15 protein-coding genes are annotated in these 14,900 nt (G+C 52.3%); 3 read left to right on the top strand and 12 right to left on the bottom strand.

The window, feature by feature from the left end; all coding sequences use genetic code 11:
* Nucleotides 1-56 precede the first annotated feature (56 nt).
* The 5 genes from L1N82_RS08210 to L1N82_RS08190 form a co-directional block, all read right to left on the bottom strand.
* Nucleotides 57-608: an HAD-IA family hydrolase gene (locus L1N82_RS08210; RefSeq protein ID WP_235286887.1), complete on the bottom strand. Its 552-nt coding sequence runs from the start codon at nucleotides 606-608 to the stop codon at nucleotides 57-59.
* Between the two features lie 358 nt (nucleotides 609-966).
* Nucleotides 967-1,938 carry an alpha/beta hydrolase gene (locus L1N82_RS08205; RefSeq protein ID WP_235286886.1) on the bottom strand — a complete coding sequence of 324 codons (972 nt, stop codon included), beginning with the start codon at nucleotides 1,936-1,938 and terminating at the stop codon, nucleotides 967-969.
* Between the two features lie 163 nt (nucleotides 1,939-2,101).
* Nucleotides 2,102-3,190: a glycosyltransferase family 4 protein gene (locus L1N82_RS08200; RefSeq protein ID WP_235286885.1), complete on the bottom strand. Its 1,089-nt coding sequence runs from the start codon at nucleotides 3,188-3,190 to the stop codon at nucleotides 2,102-2,104.
* Nucleotides 3,191-3,231: 41 nt separating this feature from the next.
* Entirely contained in the window at nucleotides 3,232-4,290 is a 1,059-nt protein-coding gene (locus L1N82_RS08195; protein WP_235286884.1) for a glycosyltransferase, read from the bottom strand.
* Between the two features lie 31 nt (nucleotides 4,291-4,321).
* Nucleotides 4,322-5,290: a hypothetical protein gene (locus L1N82_RS08190; protein WP_235286883.1), complete on the bottom strand. Its 969-nt coding sequence runs from the start codon at nucleotides 5,288-5,290 to the stop codon at nucleotides 4,322-4,324.
* 248 nt (nucleotides 5,291-5,538) lie between these two features.
* On the opposite strand from L1N82_RS08190, the gene L1N82_RS08185 reads away from it, so the two are divergent.
* Nucleotides 5,539-6,165, top strand: coding sequence for an FMN-dependent NADH-azoreductase (locus L1N82_RS08185; RefSeq protein WP_235286882.1), 627 nt, complete (start codon nucleotides 5,539-5,541; stop codon nucleotides 6,163-6,165).
* Between the two features lie 69 nt (nucleotides 6,166-6,234).
* On the opposite strand, the gene L1N82_RS08180 is transcribed toward L1N82_RS08185, so the two are convergent.
* Both L1N82_RS08180 and L1N82_RS08175 read right to left on the bottom strand, forming a co-directional pair.
* Complete coding sequence (locus L1N82_RS08180) at nucleotides 6,235-6,387, bottom strand: hypothetical protein (RefSeq protein WP_235286881.1); 153 nt, start codon at nucleotides 6,385-6,387, stop codon at nucleotides 6,235-6,237.
* A gap of 5 nt (nucleotides 6,388-6,392) precedes the next feature.
* Entirely contained in the window at nucleotides 6,393-7,682 is a 1,290-nt protein-coding gene (locus L1N82_RS08175; protein WP_407946717.1) for an aminotransferase class I/II-fold pyridoxal phosphate-dependent enzyme, read from the bottom strand.
* Between the two features lie 342 nt (nucleotides 7,683-8,024).
* Here L1N82_RS08175 and L1N82_RS08170 point away from each other — a divergent pair, with 342 nt between their 5' ends.
* Nucleotides 8,025-8,807: a squalene/phytoene synthase family protein gene (locus L1N82_RS08170; protein WP_235286976.1), complete on the top strand. Its 783-nt coding sequence runs from the start codon at nucleotides 8,025-8,027 to the stop codon at nucleotides 8,805-8,807.
* A gap of 160 nt (nucleotides 8,808-8,967) precedes the next feature.
* Nucleotides 8,968-9,795 carry an adenosylmethionine decarboxylase gene (speD, locus tag L1N82_RS08165; RefSeq protein WP_235286975.1) on the top strand — a complete coding sequence of 276 codons (828 nt, stop codon included), beginning with the start codon at nucleotides 8,968-8,970 and terminating at the stop codon, nucleotides 9,793-9,795.
* A 123-nt stretch (nucleotides 9,796-9,918) separates the two neighbouring features.
* On the opposite strand, the gene L1N82_RS08160 is transcribed toward speD, so the two are convergent.
* The 5 genes from L1N82_RS08160 to L1N82_RS08140 all read right to left on the bottom strand — a co-directional run bounded on the left by L1N82_RS08160 (nucleotide 9,919) and on the right by L1N82_RS08140 (nucleotide 14,880).
* Nucleotides 9,919-10,764 (bottom strand): 1,4-dihydroxy-6-naphthoate synthase, encoded by an 846-nt coding sequence (locus L1N82_RS08160; protein WP_235286880.1) that lies wholly within the window; start codon nucleotides 10,762-10,764, stop codon nucleotides 9,919-9,921.
* Between the two features lie 2 nt (nucleotides 10,765-10,766).
* The gene (locus L1N82_RS08155; RefSeq protein ID WP_235286879.1) at nucleotides 10,767-11,489 is read right to left on the bottom strand and encodes a futalosine hydrolase; all 723 of its coding nucleotides are present in this window, start codon (nucleotides 11,487-11,489) and stop codon (nucleotides 10,767-10,769) included.
* Nucleotides 11,490-11,654: 165 nt separating this feature from the next.
* Nucleotides 11,655-12,161 carry a signal peptidase I gene (lepB, locus tag L1N82_RS08150; protein ID WP_235286878.1) on the bottom strand — a complete coding sequence of 169 codons (507 nt, stop codon included), beginning with the start codon at nucleotides 12,159-12,161 and terminating at the stop codon, nucleotides 11,655-11,657.
* 147 nt (nucleotides 12,162-12,308) lie between these two features.
* Entirely contained in the window at nucleotides 12,309-14,498 is a 2,190-nt protein-coding gene (locus tag L1N82_RS08145; RefSeq protein ID WP_235286877.1) for a heavy metal translocating P-type ATPase, read from the bottom strand.
* On the bottom strand, nucleotides 14,491-14,880 hold the full coding sequence (locus tag L1N82_RS08140; protein WP_235286876.1) for an ArsR/SmtB family transcription factor: 390 nt from the start codon (nucleotides 14,878-14,880) through the stop codon (nucleotides 14,491-14,493). Before L1N82_RS08140 ends, L1N82_RS08145 begins: the two co-directional genes overlap by 8 nt.
* Nucleotides 14,881-14,900: the final 20 nt, after the last annotated feature.

Here is a 14,900-nt window from a genome sequence, read left to right as displayed (position 1 = left end):
TTATATCTATTAAGGCAGCTCTGCAGCTGCCATTTTTCAACGCCTTTATCAGCCATCTAGCTACTTATAAGCGTGAGAATATCCCCGGGATGTCTCAGCATGTACTCCGGATCGCCTTTTGCCAGCAGGTCTTCCGCATCATATCCCCAAGTCACAGCTGCACAATGGACCTGAAGCCTCTTGCACGCTTCTATATCCCTCAGCTCATCCCCAATATAGAGCAGTTCAGACGCAGAAATCCCCCTCTCTCTCATCAGCTTGAGAAGCGCTCTGTCCTTCCCGAAGATGTTGCTGGCCGTATAGATGTATTCAAACTCATCTAGGCCATTGTGATCAAGAAATTCTTGAATGTTCTCTGTTCGATTCGATGACAGGATGCCCAAATGAGTACCATCTTGCTTCAATATGCGCAAAGCTGCTGCCATACCTTCTACGCTGCGCAGGGTCACGACCTCCTGCTTGTACATCTTCTTGACCTCTCTCAGCAGGGCGGGCAGCTTATAGAGCGGACATTGAAGAACTTTCAGCCGGTCCCTGATGGTTAAACTCGCCATATACTCCACTTCTTCAGCAGCTATCTTGCGATAACCATACCTCTGGCTGTACATTTCATCATCCCTCTGTACAGCCTTGGTGTGCATTTGGTAGTTTTATTGTAAGATTACCATATATACACGCTATCACGATTTTCCCGGAGAAGATACACCTATTCTCTTCCTGCATGGACTCGGCTGCGCCGGCTCGTTCGACTTTCCTCAGGTTGCAGCTCAACCTGAACTGTCCGGACACAGGCGTATTCTCGTGGATCTGCTAGGGGCTGGCTTTAGCAGGAGCATACTCCCCTGTCTGCTGCCTCTTTCACCCCATACCAAAAAGCGACTGCTCCCGTCAAAACGACAGAGCAATCGCTTATTATTTCTCAGGAAATAATCGACATCATTCATATCTGTGCCGGTTAATCCTGTCTTAATGTGCCGCAGGCAGTTCAGCTCTCGCCTTCTCGAAGAAGGCGATGACATTCGTGACGTACTCATCTGCATGATGCTGATACGTCTTCACATGCTCAATGCCTTCCGGGTTCCAAATCTGGAACCGGTCCGGATGCAAAGCCGCCATCTTCTGGCTTTCGCTATACGGAATATAGGTATCCCCGGTTCCATGGATAAAATACATCGGCCGCGGATAAATTCGTTCGATTGCCTCAATCGGACTTGCCTCTTCAGGCTCGATCTCTGTTACGTAAGGCATCAGGAACATGGTTAGCGGGGTGAACGGCACATGCGGAAGGCCTGTCCATACCGACATATTCTGGGACAGATACCCCTCCAAATCACTGAACGGACTATCCGCAACAACCGCTGTCACATCCTCCGACAGTCCCGCTGCCAGTATGGAGGTAGCTGCCCCCATCGATATGCCGTACAAGGCGACCGGTTCATCATAGCTGCTCTTCGCCCAGTCAATGACGCCGAGCAAATCATATTTCTCCTTCGTTCCCAAGGTAACCATGCTGCCGCCCGCATCTCCGGAATGGCGAAAATCATACAGGATAACCCGGTAGTTCGCATCGGTGAACGCCTTCGCCAGCGGGAGGAACGGTACATTCATCTCCATCCGGTTGCCCCGGTAGCCATGCGACATAATGACTGTCATAACCGGCTCTTCCGGCTCAATAATCCAGCCTGGCAGCTTGGCAGCGTCATCAGCCTTACTTGTGAATATATGATCCGTATAGACCATACCGTAGTCTGCCGGTGTCTCGGTAATCGGCTTCTTCTCAGGCCGGGTCAACTGGTACCCGATGTAGATCGATATACTACTGCATATCAGTGTCAGGATTACGGCAATCGCAATCAGGCTCAGCGATAGACCCTTCATGATCCGGCGCCGCCTTGATGCGGCCTGTGCGCGGGTTAGTAGAGATGGTACGGTTTCCATTCCAACTGCCTTCTTTCTCGTATAGTTTCATTATGTATTTATCGGCTAAGGACAGCATAAAAATTAGGTCTATAAGACTATAACTATATCCGGAATTTCCCCCTAAACAAACAAGAGAGCTGGCTCTGCCCCTAAGGCAGGCCAACTCTCTTGAATATTTTAGCTACATCCGTACACCCAGCGAAGTCAGCATTCGGATAAAATTCCGGCTGTACAATTCGGGATTGAAGTTTAGCTTGACATGGTTCTGTCCGCTCGTCCGTATAGCTTCCCGTAACGGCAGGTTGGTCATCAGCTCGGCTGCTTCCTGTACTGCATGACGAATGTTGCCGATCGCATAATATTTTCCCGTCTTGTTATGAATGACTGAGCTTCTTACTCCGTCAGAATCTGTCGTTAATATAGGACATCTGCAGCTAAGTGCCTCCAGTACGGAATACGGCGCCCCTTCCACCTTGGAGGTTGAGCAGTAGAATCCTCCGGAATCCCCGATTATCGAGAAGAAGTCCATCATCCTCTCGTTCCGTATATTCTTCAGCAGATGCAGGTTATTGTAAAGACGAAGCCGGTTAATCAGATGCTCGAACTGTCTGCGCTCAGCCGGGTCGGCAAGCGAAGGGTCCTCAAACATATAGAGCTGGGTCTCCGGATTAATACGGTTAATAATCTGGCGCCCAATGTGGAGAAACTCACGCCAATTCTTGTTGTCCACAATACGGCCGGTCCAGGCGATAATGGGTCTTGGATGCTTGTTTAATTTCTTGTAGGAGAACGCCGCGGTATCAAAGCAGTTGTTAAAACTGAACTGGGGCATAGAGGGATATAACTCGCTCATCAGCTGCACAATATGGGGCGTTCTTGGATTAAGCAATGCATCCGCATGCGCTTTAACAGCCGGCATCGCACTTGTCAGGAACTCACGTGCCCGGTCTTTTGGTCCAAGTCCCTGGATTTCCAGAATCAGCTTGCCACGGTAGCCAAGACTCCTGAAGAGCGGCAGAACGCTGTAGTCGGATACAACAACAATGGCTCGATAGCGCCCTTTTTCAAGAATGTCCTTAATCCTGCCAGGATCTCTTCCGATAAAAACAGGGCCGCCGTGGGGGTTAAGCGTATCTCTTGTCTTCTGATAGTAGAGGCAGTGGCCGCTGATATTGTACCTCTTAAGGGCTGCAACCCGCTGCCTGTTGAGGGTTTCAACCCCGCCGCTCGGCACATAGAATACAAACAGCACATTCTTACTCTGATTCATGGCTGGCCGTTTCACCTCCTGCCTTAGCTAAGCTCCTGCATTTATCCTTGCTGTGCCAGCAGCCGGGTAAGAGCATCGGTTCTGGACAGGTCATATGCTTCCGTCAGAATCAGCTTGCGAGAGCCCGGCGGGACATGTATATCATTCAGCAGTGTTGAATCAGGCCCTGATTTTGGAATCACACTTATTCTGGGATCCGCAATGCCAAGCTCGTTCAGCATGTTGCTAATCTGATGTGTCTTGTCTACGAGAAATAACCGGTAATTGTGGTACTGCTGGTCAAGCAGCTGTTCTATATGCTCAACCGTCCGCCAATCATTCCTGTAAACAGGATACAGAATGACGGTTTCATAACCAATTTGCCTTCTCATGCGTGCTTTGTGCCTTGCCAGATTAAACTGGTTCCTCCACCACCTGTGCTTTTGCTTATCCAGATGGATTTCCCTGGATAAGCTGGTCGGGGAGTGGAATCGGTATGCCATTAGTTCTTCAGGGATATAGGTAATTCCACATTTTTCAGTAAGGCGCAGCCAGTAATCATAGGTTTGAACCGGATCAAGATAATAACCGTCTATCAGTCTCGCATACCGCTTTTTGTACATGAACGAAGCTCCAATAAAGCTCGAATCCATCAGATCGTTAAGGGTTCTGGTTTGCTGCCAGCTCCGGAATTTGACATGCTGCTCATGACTGTGAATGACATTACCGTGTTCATCCATATGGTGGAAGCTGCTGTATGCAAGGCCTACTGATGGTGCCGCATTCACTAATGCCTGCCGCAGCTTCATGAAGAAATCCGTATATAAGACATTGTCACTGGAGCCCCACGTTAAATAATGAACTTCTTTTAACCCAAGCAAATAGTTAAATCCGGTGTTCAGCGCCTGAGATATCCCCTCGTTTACAGGCTTATCAATAATTGTAATTCTCGGGTCTTTCCTGTATTGATATACCTGGTTTCTTGTCTGTTCATTCGCACCATCAATGACGACGGCCAGGTGAAAGTGAGGATACGACTGCCTCAGAACAGAATTCATGGCAAGTGTTAGATATAGAGGGTCCTGATTATAGACCGGCATCACCATGCCTACATCCCGCATTATATGACCTCCCGTTATGCAATATCACCCGTCATTCATCATCGCTGTGAATGGAGAATACCGCGTGCATATTATATTTCTCAAGTCCAAGCTCCCACAGCATCTTACCTTCTGCCAGGTTATAGCACGCGATCCGTGTCGGCTGTACCGCTTGAAGCTGGTTAAAGACCTGCTTCCCTCCCATCGGGCTGCTTGAAGGCCTGACTCGGGTGAAGCCAACAATGACGGTCTGGTTATCCAGCACCTTAATGCCTCTGCACCAGCCGATTTTTTTGCCCGCATTAATCATTTGATTAAGGTTGTACAGCCCCTTCACCTTTAAGGTTACGGGGTCCACGGTAACGACATGGCCGTCTACCCGGGTAAAATAAAGTGTATCCCCGGCCAGAACGCCGTCATGAATATAGGCTCCACCGATGTTGATTCGACGTCCCGGTCTCGTCAGGCATACGGCGTCCATCTGCAGGCATCGTGTAACCCAAATATCATGACCCAGCTGAAATACGTAATTGGGATGGGATAAGTGGGGCTTAGTCGTCGGGACCTTGCGGTAGTCAACTGACGGCGAGAAGCGTCTCCACAGCGGCTTGCCCAGCACGTTCCAAGCATTCACCAGCTTACCGGCAGGGGTTGCCTCGACCACCATATCAAGGCCCGTGCTTACTACAAGATAGTTACCGCTGCGGCTCGGGCGCACATGATGGACATCATTGAAGCAGGGCAGTGACAGATACCCCAGCTTTCTAAGTTCAGGCAGAGAATAAACCATAACCTCTCTCTCCGTACACACATAAAGCTGCCTGTTCACCACGGTCCCCGCTTTATAAACGATGGATGGATCAACATCCGGGACTACCTCTGGCGGCGACACATATTCATGCCTCCGCAGAAGCTGAAAGCGGTCGATATCGATTTCCAGAATGACTCCTTTCTTATACTGATGCCATTCCGCGGTGACCCGATCCTTCTGCTGGCCTCCTACTATATAAATCTTCCGCACAAGCTTTCACACCCTTCCTGCTATCTTTCGATTCTATATGATATGGAACAGACCCAGAGAAGGTTTGGACAAAGCACGTGGTTCATCCGTATATTTATATAAAATCGGGAATGTGCAGCAACCAGTTGACTTTCTAAACATTTTTATATAGTATCTTCTTGTACGTACATCAATCGTGTAACTTACTAATGTTAAGCGAAAACAACCTACTCTATCTACTATCCCTGCAGAAGAAGGAGATTACATCAATGGCTAATGTTCTATTTATCAAAGCAAACTCACGTTCAATCGAGCAGGCGGTAAGCGTAAAGCTATACCATGCTTTCCTTGACAGCTACAAGGAGTCCCACCCGCAGGATACCGTTACGGAGCTGGACCTCTTCGCGGAAAACCTTCCCTACTATGACGCTACGATGATTAACGGTATGTTCAAGCAAGCAAGAGGCATGGAGCTGACGGCTCAGGAAGAAGAAGCAGCGGCGCTTGTTAACCGGTATCTCAATCAGTTCCTTGAAGCTGATAAAGTAGTGATTGCCTTCCCGCTGTGGAACTTCACTGTGCCGGCAGTACTGCATACTTATATTGACTACCTCAGCCAAGCTGGCAAAACCTTTAAGTATACGCAGGAAGGACCTGTCGGCCTGCTCCAAGACAAGAAGGTTGCTCTTCTGAACGCCAGAGGCGGTGTATATTCTGAGGGCCCGGCCCAAAATGTGGAGATGGCTGTAAAGTTTGTGACGTCCGCTCTAGGATTCTGGGGAGTATCTGATATTACCAGTGTAATTGTCGAAGGTCACAACCAATTCCCTGACCGCGCCCAGCAGATTGTAGAAGAGGGTATTCAGCAGGCAGTGGAAGCTGCCGTGTCGTTCTAATCTGCTGACAGAAAATCATAAAGGGACAGTCCTGGTCATCTGAATGACAAGGACTGTCCCTTCTCTACTTTAATGCGGGTGCAGAAATGTTCTGGAATACGGCTGCTGCAGCATGCTGATCCGATCCGTCTGGCCCCGTACGTCGTTGATCGCACGACTGCCGGCTGCGACATCACGGTGCAAAGGGCCGTGAGTATCCGCCGCTCGCCGAAATCTTATCATATCCTCTATGCAAATGTCTCCTGCAGCTTGCGTACGCTTACCAGCTGAACGCAAATACAGAGCACTCTCATCGCCTTCTTCAGCTCCTCAAACGTCGGGAAGGTCGGCGCTATCCGGATATTCCGGTCCCTCGGATCCTTTCCGTAAGGATATGTCGCTCCTGCCTTGGTCAGCGTTATGCCCGCTTCACCGGCAAGCCGGACTACTTCGCTGGCACAGCCGTCCATCGTATTCAGGCTGATGAAATAACCGCCCTTCGGAGCCTTCCAATCCGCAATTCCCTTGCCTCCCAGTTCCTCTTCCAGAATCTGCAGGACAGCATCGAATTTGGGCGCGATAATGGCCGCGTGCTTTCTCATATGTTCATGCAGCGCATCCTTATCCGGAAAATAACGGACGTGACGAAGCTGGTTGATTTTATCCGGACCAATTGTCTGGTAGGACAGCTGCTTGCGTATCGTATCCAGGTTCTGTTCACTCGCCGCCATTACGGCTACACCCGATCCGGGGAACGTTACCTTGGAGGTGGAGGCGAACATGAATACCCGGTCCGGGTTGCCCGCTTCTCTGCAGGCCTCTAACATATTAGCAAGCTCAGCGGGTTCACCGGTCAAGTGATGAACAAAGTAGGCGTCATCCCAGAAAATGCGAAAATCCGGGGCCTTGGCTTTCATCTCTGCCAGTCTCCGAACCACTTCATCCGAATAGGTAGTCCCTTCAGGGTTGCTGTATCTTGGCACGCACCACATCCCCTTGATACTGGCATCTTCCCGGACAAGCCGCTCTACCGTATCCATATCAGGGCCGTCTTCCAGCATATCCACGATAATCATATCGATATTGAAATGCTCGCAAATCGCGAAATGCCGGTCGTAACCCGGGCTTGGACAGATAAATTTGATGCCAGGCACCTTAACCCAGGGCACCTCACCTCCATACACGCCCGACAGAAGGGCTCTTGCTACTGTGTCGTGCATCATGGCGAGACTTGAATTACCGCCAACCATTACTTCACTCGGACGTACCCCTAGCAAGCCGGCAAAGAGTACTTTCGCTTCCTTGATCCCGTCCAGTCCCCCATAGTTGCGGACATCGGAACCCTCCACATCATGAAGATTATCTGAACGGACGGTATCCAGCATTTTCATGGAAAGGTCCAGCTGTTCAGGAGCAGGCTTGCCTCTGGACATGTCCAAGGACAGCTGCTCCTTCACCGCCGCTTCATACTGCCGGCTAAGCTCCCCGTGAAGCTCTGCCAGTCTCCCCGCACTCAATGACTCATAAGCTTCACGCAATGGCTTCCACTCCTCATCCTGAAATAAATACGCTTACACTACCTTAACATGGAAACAGGCGGCCAGCAACACAGCTGATTCCTTGCCATGCTGCCCCGCGCTTCCCTAACATTAATTGTTCCCCATCGGGAGAGAGCGCTGCTCGCAGTTGTCTTATTTTTCTTGGCTGCAGCGTTTAACTGATTACCGGGTTGGCTATACGTGTAATAGTAATAAACTTTATCTTCATGATGACAAGCAGGCATCGATTAGATAATCCACCCAAAGTATAGTATCATGAAGATAACTACAAAAGAGTTATTGGAGTGACGTGTTATTACTAAAGCGATTGTGAATGGCGCCATGTCGATGCTGAAGAAGACAAGCCGTACGTTCTACATACCTATCAGCCGCCTCGAGCCGGGTCTTAAGGAAGCAGTTGCCTCAGCTTACCTGTGCATGCGCGCAATCGATGAGATTGAGGATCATCCGGATCTTCCCGATCAGACGAAAATTAACCTTCTTCGCGGAGTGAGCGAGGCCATTCGCGGCTTAGAACCTAAGCTCCAGCTGGAAGCACTTCTTATCCCGCACTCGAATATTCTGCCCCCTGTATCGGTTCGAATCTATGATTGGCTGATGCTCTGCCCTTCGTCGGCGCAGGATATTGTGAAGCGGTACATCACGATGATGTCCGAGCAGATGGCTGAATGGGTTCACCGCAGATGGACCGTTCATACGGAAGCGGATCTGGATGCCTATACTTACAGCGTTGCAGGCATGGTGGGCGAAATGTTGTCCGAGCTGTGGCTGTGGTTTGACGGTACGGAGTCGGATCCTGTCAAAGCGGTTGCCTTTGGACGCGGCCTGCAAGCCGTCAACATTCTCCGCAACCGGAACGAGGATCTGGAGCGCGGAGTCGATTATTACCCGGAAGGCTGGGATAACGAAGAGATGATCCGCTATGCGAAGCGCAACCTGCAGCAGGCAGACAGCTATATAGCGGATCTGAAACCGGGCCCGGCCCTGAAGTTCTGCAGTATTCCTCTGGCCCTCGCCCATGCGACGGTGAACGTAATTTCAACCGGGGGCACCAAGCTGTCCCGACTGAATGTACTGGAGATTGTGAAGCGGGTAACCGGATAAGCAGTTCTGAAACCTCTGTAGACAAGGCACAAGCCTTGCTGCAGAGGTTTTTTGCTGTTTCTTTGCAAAAATTGTCGCTTCAGGCGATGAACGGCTTATTTTATGGGTAATATAACAACAAATCAAACATCTGGTTAAAGAAATGAGGGATAAAAAAACAATGGTACTTACACCGGAACAGCGAGTTACCCTTCACGGCTTCAATAATCTTACGAAATCATTGAGCTTTAATATGTATGATATTTGCTTTACGGAAACCAAGGAAGAACGGGAAGCATACCTTGAATATATTGATGAGCAGTACAACTCCGACCGTCTGAAGAAAATCCTCAAGCATGTGGCCGACATTATTGGCGCCCACGTGCTGAATGTCGCCCAGCAGGATTATGTGCCGCAAGGTGCAAGTGTAACCGTACTCGTCTCTGAAGGGCCGATTGTGGAAGTGCCGAACGAGGCCTATCATGAATCGCCCGGCCCGCTGCCCGAATCGGTTGTGCTGCAGCTCGACAAAAGCCATATTACCGTACACACCTATCCCGAATATCATCCGGACGAAGGAATCAGTACCTTCCGGGCAGACATCGATGTTTCGACCTGCGGGGAGATTTCACCGCTCAAGGCGCTCAATTATCTGATTCATTCCTTCGATACCGATATTATGACGATCGACTACCGGGTGCGCGGCTTCACAAGGGATATCCACGGACACAAGCTGTTTATCGACCACGATATCAGCTCCATCCAGAACTATATTCCGGATGAAGTGAAGGAAGAATTCGATATGATCGACGTCAATGTCTATCAGGAGAACATCTTCCATACCAAATGCAAGCTGAAGCAGTTCGATCTGAACAATTATCTCTTCGGCTATACGAAGGATAAGCTGACACAAGAACAACAGGCCGAGATTACGGAGCGGCTGACGCTTGAGATGGATGAAATCTTCTACGGCAAAAATATGAGCAACGGCTCACCCGGCGTGAACTAGGGACTAAGTATGAAGCTAATCACCGTTAAGGGGCCGGAGCAGCCCCCTAACAGCAAACCGGCAGTCCAGACCTGAAGCAGCCTTCAGGCTTGAACTGCCGTTTTTTTTTCGTTCACGCTGTGATCAGCGGCTTCTGAGCATGGCCGGATCAACTGCTGGCACCAAACCCTCGGCGGCTGCCCGTGTGAGCAGCGCCTCCACCGCCGCATACCCGTCGCTGCCAAGGTTGGATGAGAAAGAATTGACATAGAGGTCAATATGCTGCTTGGCTACCTCTGGCGACATTTCTTGAGCGTGCGCCATGACATAGTCACGTGAGGCTTCGGGATTTGCCCAGGCAAAATCTAGCGAAGCTCGTATATACTTCGTCAGCGCCTTGGTATCCATATCCCTGCGGGCAATAATGGCACCGAGCGGAATCGGCAGGCCTGTATCAGACTCCCACCAGCTTCCGAGATCTGTCAGCATGGTGAGCCCGTAATTCTGATATGTAAACCGCGCTTCATGAATAACAAGACCTGCGTCTATCCGTCCGTCCCGTACCGCAGGCATAATTTCATGGAAGGGCATGACGACGATCTCGCCGATACCGCCTGGTACCTGCTGGGCCGCCCACAGCCTGAAGAGCAGATAAGCTGTGGAGCGTTCGCTTGGGACGGCCACACGTTTGCCGGACAGCCAACCCGGCGTGCCTGCCTGCCCGTCTCCGCCTGCAGTTAGCACCAGAGGTCCGCAGCCGCGGCCGAGCGCCCCGCCGCAGGGCAGCAGTGCATAATCCTCCAGCACCCAGGGAAGCGCGGCATAAGAGATCTTCATCACTTCAGGACCTTGACGCTCCGCCGCCAGGTTATTGGTTATATCTATATCTGCGAACATGACCTCAAGCTCCGGTGCCCCGGGAATTAACCCGCTGGCCCAGGCATGGAATATGAACGTGTCATTCGGACACGGTGAATAAGCAATCTTCATCGTTACATTACCTCCCTTAACACGGCGCATGCCGACTCCAGTGATTGCAGCGCATCCGGAATCCGCCAAGCCGCACGGTCCCGTGGACCAACCGCATTGGAGATCGCTCTAAGCTCCATAGCGGGCAGCTGAAACACCGATGCGGCATAGGCTACCCCGAAGCCCTCCATCGCTTCTGCCGCTGCTCCAGGCACCCGCACTGCCAGTTCTTCTGCCTTCTCTGCACTTCCGGTAACTGTGGCCAGCGTTAAGACAGGCGCATGCCGGACTGGAATGCTTGCCGCACGCAAGGCTTCTGCCAGACGCTGAGAGACAGCCTGATCTGTGCCAATCCGCGAACTTCCAAAGCCGAGCTGCTCCAGGCTGCTGAAGCCATCCGCCGTGTCCGCACCCAGGTCTGCTGCGATGATTTCACTTGCGACTACAATAGAGCCGATATCCGCCTGGCCGGCAAAGCCGCCCCCTATGCCCGCGCTGATGACCAGACTATAGCGGTCTGAGGCGGATGCAAGCGTCCTTGTTGTGGATACAGCCGCAGCAACCGGCCCGACGCCCCCTGCCACCACCTCGAACCTGCCGTCTTGTCCAAGCCCGCGCCGTACAGCTTCACGTTCTGCCTCTACTGCCGTAACGATCAGAATGCTGCGCTGCCGTCCCTCTTCGTACTGAATATTTGCATCAGCCGCCGTTCCGGCCTTCTGCTGCCTGAGATCATTTCTATCCATGCCGCTTTCTCCTTTATCCCCGCCATTATACTGTCCGATTGTCTGTCCAAACCAGTGTAACAGCTTCGGCAGCAGTCTACAAATTCTGCAGCCGGGGAGCCATACCAAAAAACCAGTCTCTGAAGAGAACTGGCTTTAAGTTAACATTTGGCTCTTATGCGGAGCTTATTCGCCGTATAGGAGATGCGTTGGGATATCGAACAGCACCTTGCCCACCAGCGCATCCCTGCTCACGAAGGGGGTGTCCCACAGATGGGAATCAAAGCTGTCATTGCGATTATCTCCAAGGAACAGATAATGGTCTTCCGGAACCTCAACCGGCCCGAACGTATACTGCATCGGCTCCATGATGTAGGGCTCCTCTACAGCTGTCCCGTTCCGGTACAGGGTACCGTCCTTCACCTCGATCGTGTCGCCCGGCAGGCCAATCAGTCTTTTCACATAGCGCTTGTCCTCATTCGCAACCGGAGGGTAGAACACAACGATGTCCTGGAAGGAAAGCTTCACATCCCAAGGCAGCTTCTCCACGACGAGCCGGTCGTGAATCTGGATAGTTGGCAGCATAGACCCCGTTGGTACCTCCATGGCTTCCGCTACGTAAGAGCGGATCGTCAGAGACAGGATGAGTGCAAGGGCCAGTACCGGTACCCACTCTTTCAGAAATTTCTTCATAACTCTACCTACTTTCGTTCCATATACTCACTCTAATTCTAGCGTTCACAGATGCCTACTAGTATTTTACAGCAACTTCCGGTATAAAATCAAAAAAACAGAAGAGACCGTTCCCGGCCCCCCTGTTCTGTCCATCCTTCAAGCTGTCTATTGCTGGCTGTCTTGCCCCTCGCTCCTCACCCGAAGCAGCCGCATGCTGTTCAGCGTAACGGCGAGCGTTGCGCCCATGTCGGCCAGTATGGCAATCCAGAGGGTCAGGAGGCCTGGGGCTAATAGTGCCAGAGCTGCAGCCTTAATCGCTAGTGAGAAAGCAATATTCTGCTTGATTACACCAAGCGCCCTGCGGCTTAGCCTTATCGTGAACGGCAGCTTCTCCAGGTCATCGGCCATCAGTACAATATCCGCTGTCTCAAGCGCAGCGTCCGAGCCGGCTCCTCCCATAGCAATCCCTACATCAGCCGAAGCAAGCGCGGGCGCGTCATTAACTCCATCCCCAACCATCGCCACCCTGCCGTGCTTCTCCTTCAGCTCCTTCACCGCTTCTACCTTATGCTGCGGCAGCAGCTCAGCCCTGTATTCACTCACACCGACTTCGGCAGCCACTGCCTCCGCAGCCAGCCGGTTGTCACCGGTCAGCACAGCCGTATGCATAACGCCTGCCTGCTTCAGTGCGGCTATCGTCTGCCTGCTCGCAGCGCGCAGCTCATCCGCCACCGCAATCAGCAGTTCAATCCGGGAATCGGTGCCGGCAGCCATGACCGTCTTGCCCTCCGCCTGGAGCCTCTCGATCTGTTCCGTCAAGCCGCCGTACTGCCGCGAATCGGCAAGCAGCTCCGCAAACAGCTTGGGGCTGCCTACCTGATACAAGCTTCCTTCTACCGCCGCTTGGGCGCCAAGCCCTGTCATGGACTTGAAACTCTCGGCCTGCGGCGAAACGGCCCCGCTCTCTTCAGCTTTGCGAACGATGGCAGCGGCCAGCGGATGCGTGGAGCCCTTCTCGACTGCAGCAGCTCTGCCAAGCGCTGTCTGTACCGGCGCTTCACCTACCGGTACCAGGTCGGTTACAACTGGAACACCGCGGGTCAACGTGCCTGTCTTATCAAATACGACCGCCTTTATTCTCCCGGCCTCTTCCAGGTATACACCGCCCTTGATCAGCACGCCGCGCTTCGCTGCGCTGCCTATCGCCGTAACAATCGCAATTGGCGTCGAAATCACCAGGGCGCAGGGGCAGCCAACAACAAGAACAGCGAGACCCTCATATACCCAATGTGACCAATCCGCTCCGCCGATTAAGGGCGGCAAAACCGCTACGCCGAGTGCCACCAGCATGATGAACGGCGTGTAGTAGCGGGCGAACCGGTCAACGAATGCCTGGGAAGGCGCCCTCTCCGCCTGGGCCTCCTCGACCAGGTGAATAATTTTGGCCAGTGTCGTGTCCACCGAGGTCCGTGTGACCTCAATCATCAGCAGACCCTCGCCATTGATCGTTCCGGCAAATACCTCATCTCCATCCCGCTTCCATGCAGGAATCGATTCGCCTGTAATGGCCGCCTGATTGATGCCGGACTCTCCGCTTAGAATCACACCGTCCATCGCAATCTTCTGTCCAGGCTTGACAACCATCCGGTCACCCACGCGAATATCCTCCACAGGAATGGAGATCTGACGGCCGTCCCGCTCAATTGTCGCTTCCCTAGGGGCAATATCCATCAGAGAGCGGATCGACTGACGAGCCTTGTTCATCGAATAGGACTCCAGCGCCTCACTGACCGCAAAGAGAAGCACGACAATTGCTCCTTCGCTCCATTCGCCAATGATGGCAGCACCAATTACCGCAATTGTCATGAGCGTGTTCATATCAAAGCGAAGTCTGGCCAGATTGCTAAACCCCTTAATAAACAGGCTGTACCCGCCTGTGATAATAGAGGCAGCAAAGAGCATAATAGATAACATGCTCTCCTCCCAAGCCTGCAGCCAGAGGGCAATCACCCCTGCAGCGAGCAGCAGGCCGGATGCGATAACAGTCAGCACCGCCTTGTTTCGCCAGAACGGCTCCTTAGGCTGCTCTTCCACGCGCTGGTGCTCGGGGTACAGCTTCAGGTTCTCGAATTCTCCCGCCTTCTCCAGCTCCATAAGCGATACGGAGCCGTAGACGGTGATTTTCGCCGCTCCGAAGTTAACCTGCGCCTCCGTAACGCCCGGAAGCTCGCGCACCTTCTTCTCGAAGGTTCCTGCGCAGCCAGCGCAAGTAAAGCCCTGAACCCGGTACACATGCCGGTCCCGTGCGTCTGAACCTGCTGCTGCAATGTCCCGTCTGTCTTCCGGTTTAGCCATGGAGCTCACCCTCCCTTCCGTGCGCGACAGCGTTTCGGACAAGCTCCCGTACATGCTCGTCATCCAGAGAATAGAACACCAGCTTGCCTTCCTTGCGGGATTTGGCCAGCCCCTTGTCACGCAGCAGCCGAAGATGATGAGAAGCAGTCGCGGTACTGGAACCAATGACATGCGCTACGTCGCAGACGCACATCTCTTCTTCAACTGTCAGTGCATAGGCAATTTTCATCCGGGTTTCATCAGCCAGCGCCTTGAACATCCGTACAGGCACAGTCAGCCGCTGCTCGGACAGGCTCTGCTGAACCCTCTGCACCTTCACCTCGTCGAAGCATTCAATATCGCACAGCTCGCCTTGCCGGGAGATCTGCTTAGTAGTAACCATATCTAACGCCGCCTTTCATT

The sequence above is a fragment of the Paenibacillus tarimensis genome (genome assembly GCF_021532315.1).
GTDB classification, from domain to species: domain Bacteria; phylum Bacillota; class Bacilli; order Paenibacillales; family Paenibacillaceae; genus Paenibacillus_I; species Paenibacillus_I tarimensis.
Note: the sequence above shows the minus strand (reverse complement) of the source record. Positions and strands in the feature narration are given on the sequence as shown.

What these genes read in the sequence shown, in the direction of transcription:
- L1N82_RS08210 (WP_235286887.1), bottom strand. Translation starts at nt 608, where the DNA reads ATGTACAGCCAGAGGTATGGTTATCGCAAGATAGCTGCTGAAGAAGTG.
- L1N82_RS08205 (WP_235286886.1), bottom strand. Translation starts at nt 1,938, where the DNA reads ATGGAAACCGTACCATCTCTACTAACCCGCGCACAGGCCGCATCAAGG.
- L1N82_RS08200 (WP_235286885.1), bottom strand. Translation starts at nt 3,190, where the DNA reads ATGAATCAGAGTAAGAATGTGCTGTTTGTATTCTATGTGCCGAGCGGC.
- L1N82_RS08195 (WP_235286884.1), bottom strand. Translation starts at nt 4,290, where the DNA reads ATGCGGGATGTAGGCATGGTGATGCCGGTCTATAATCAGGACCCTCTA.
- L1N82_RS08185 (WP_235286882.1), top strand. Translation starts at nt 5,539, where the DNA reads ATGGCTAATGTTCTATTTATCAAAGCAAACTCACGTTCAATCGAGCAG.
- L1N82_RS08180 (WP_235286881.1), bottom strand. Translation starts at nt 6,387, where the DNA reads ATGATAAGATTTCGGCGAGCGGCGGATACTCACGGCCCTTTGCACCGT.
- L1N82_RS08170 (WP_235286976.1), top strand. Translation starts at nt 8,025, where the DNA reads ATGTCGATGCTGAAGAAGACAAGCCGTACGTTCTACATACCTATCAGC.
- speD (WP_235286975.1), top strand. Translation starts at nt 8,968, where the DNA reads ATGGTACTTACACCGGAACAGCGAGTTACCCTTCACGGCTTCAATAAT.
- L1N82_RS08160 (WP_235286880.1), bottom strand. Translation starts at nt 10,764, where the DNA reads ATGAAGATTGCTTATTCACCGTGTCCGAATGACACGTTCATATTCCAT.
- L1N82_RS08155 (WP_235286879.1), bottom strand. Translation starts at nt 11,489, where the DNA reads ATGGATAGAAATGATCTCAGGCAGCAGAAGGCCGGAACGGCGGCTGAT.
- lepB (WP_235286878.1), bottom strand. Translation starts at nt 12,161, where the DNA reads ATGAAGAAATTTCTGAAAGAGTGGGTACCGGTACTGGCCCTTGCACTC.
- L1N82_RS08145 (WP_235286877.1), bottom strand. Translation starts at nt 14,498, where the DNA reads ATGGCTAAACCGGAAGACAGACGGGACATTGCAGCAGCAGGTTCAGAC.
- L1N82_RS08140 (WP_235286876.1), bottom strand. Translation starts at nt 14,880, where the DNA reads ATGGTTACTACTAAGCAGATCTCCCGGCAAGGCGAGCTGTGCGATATT.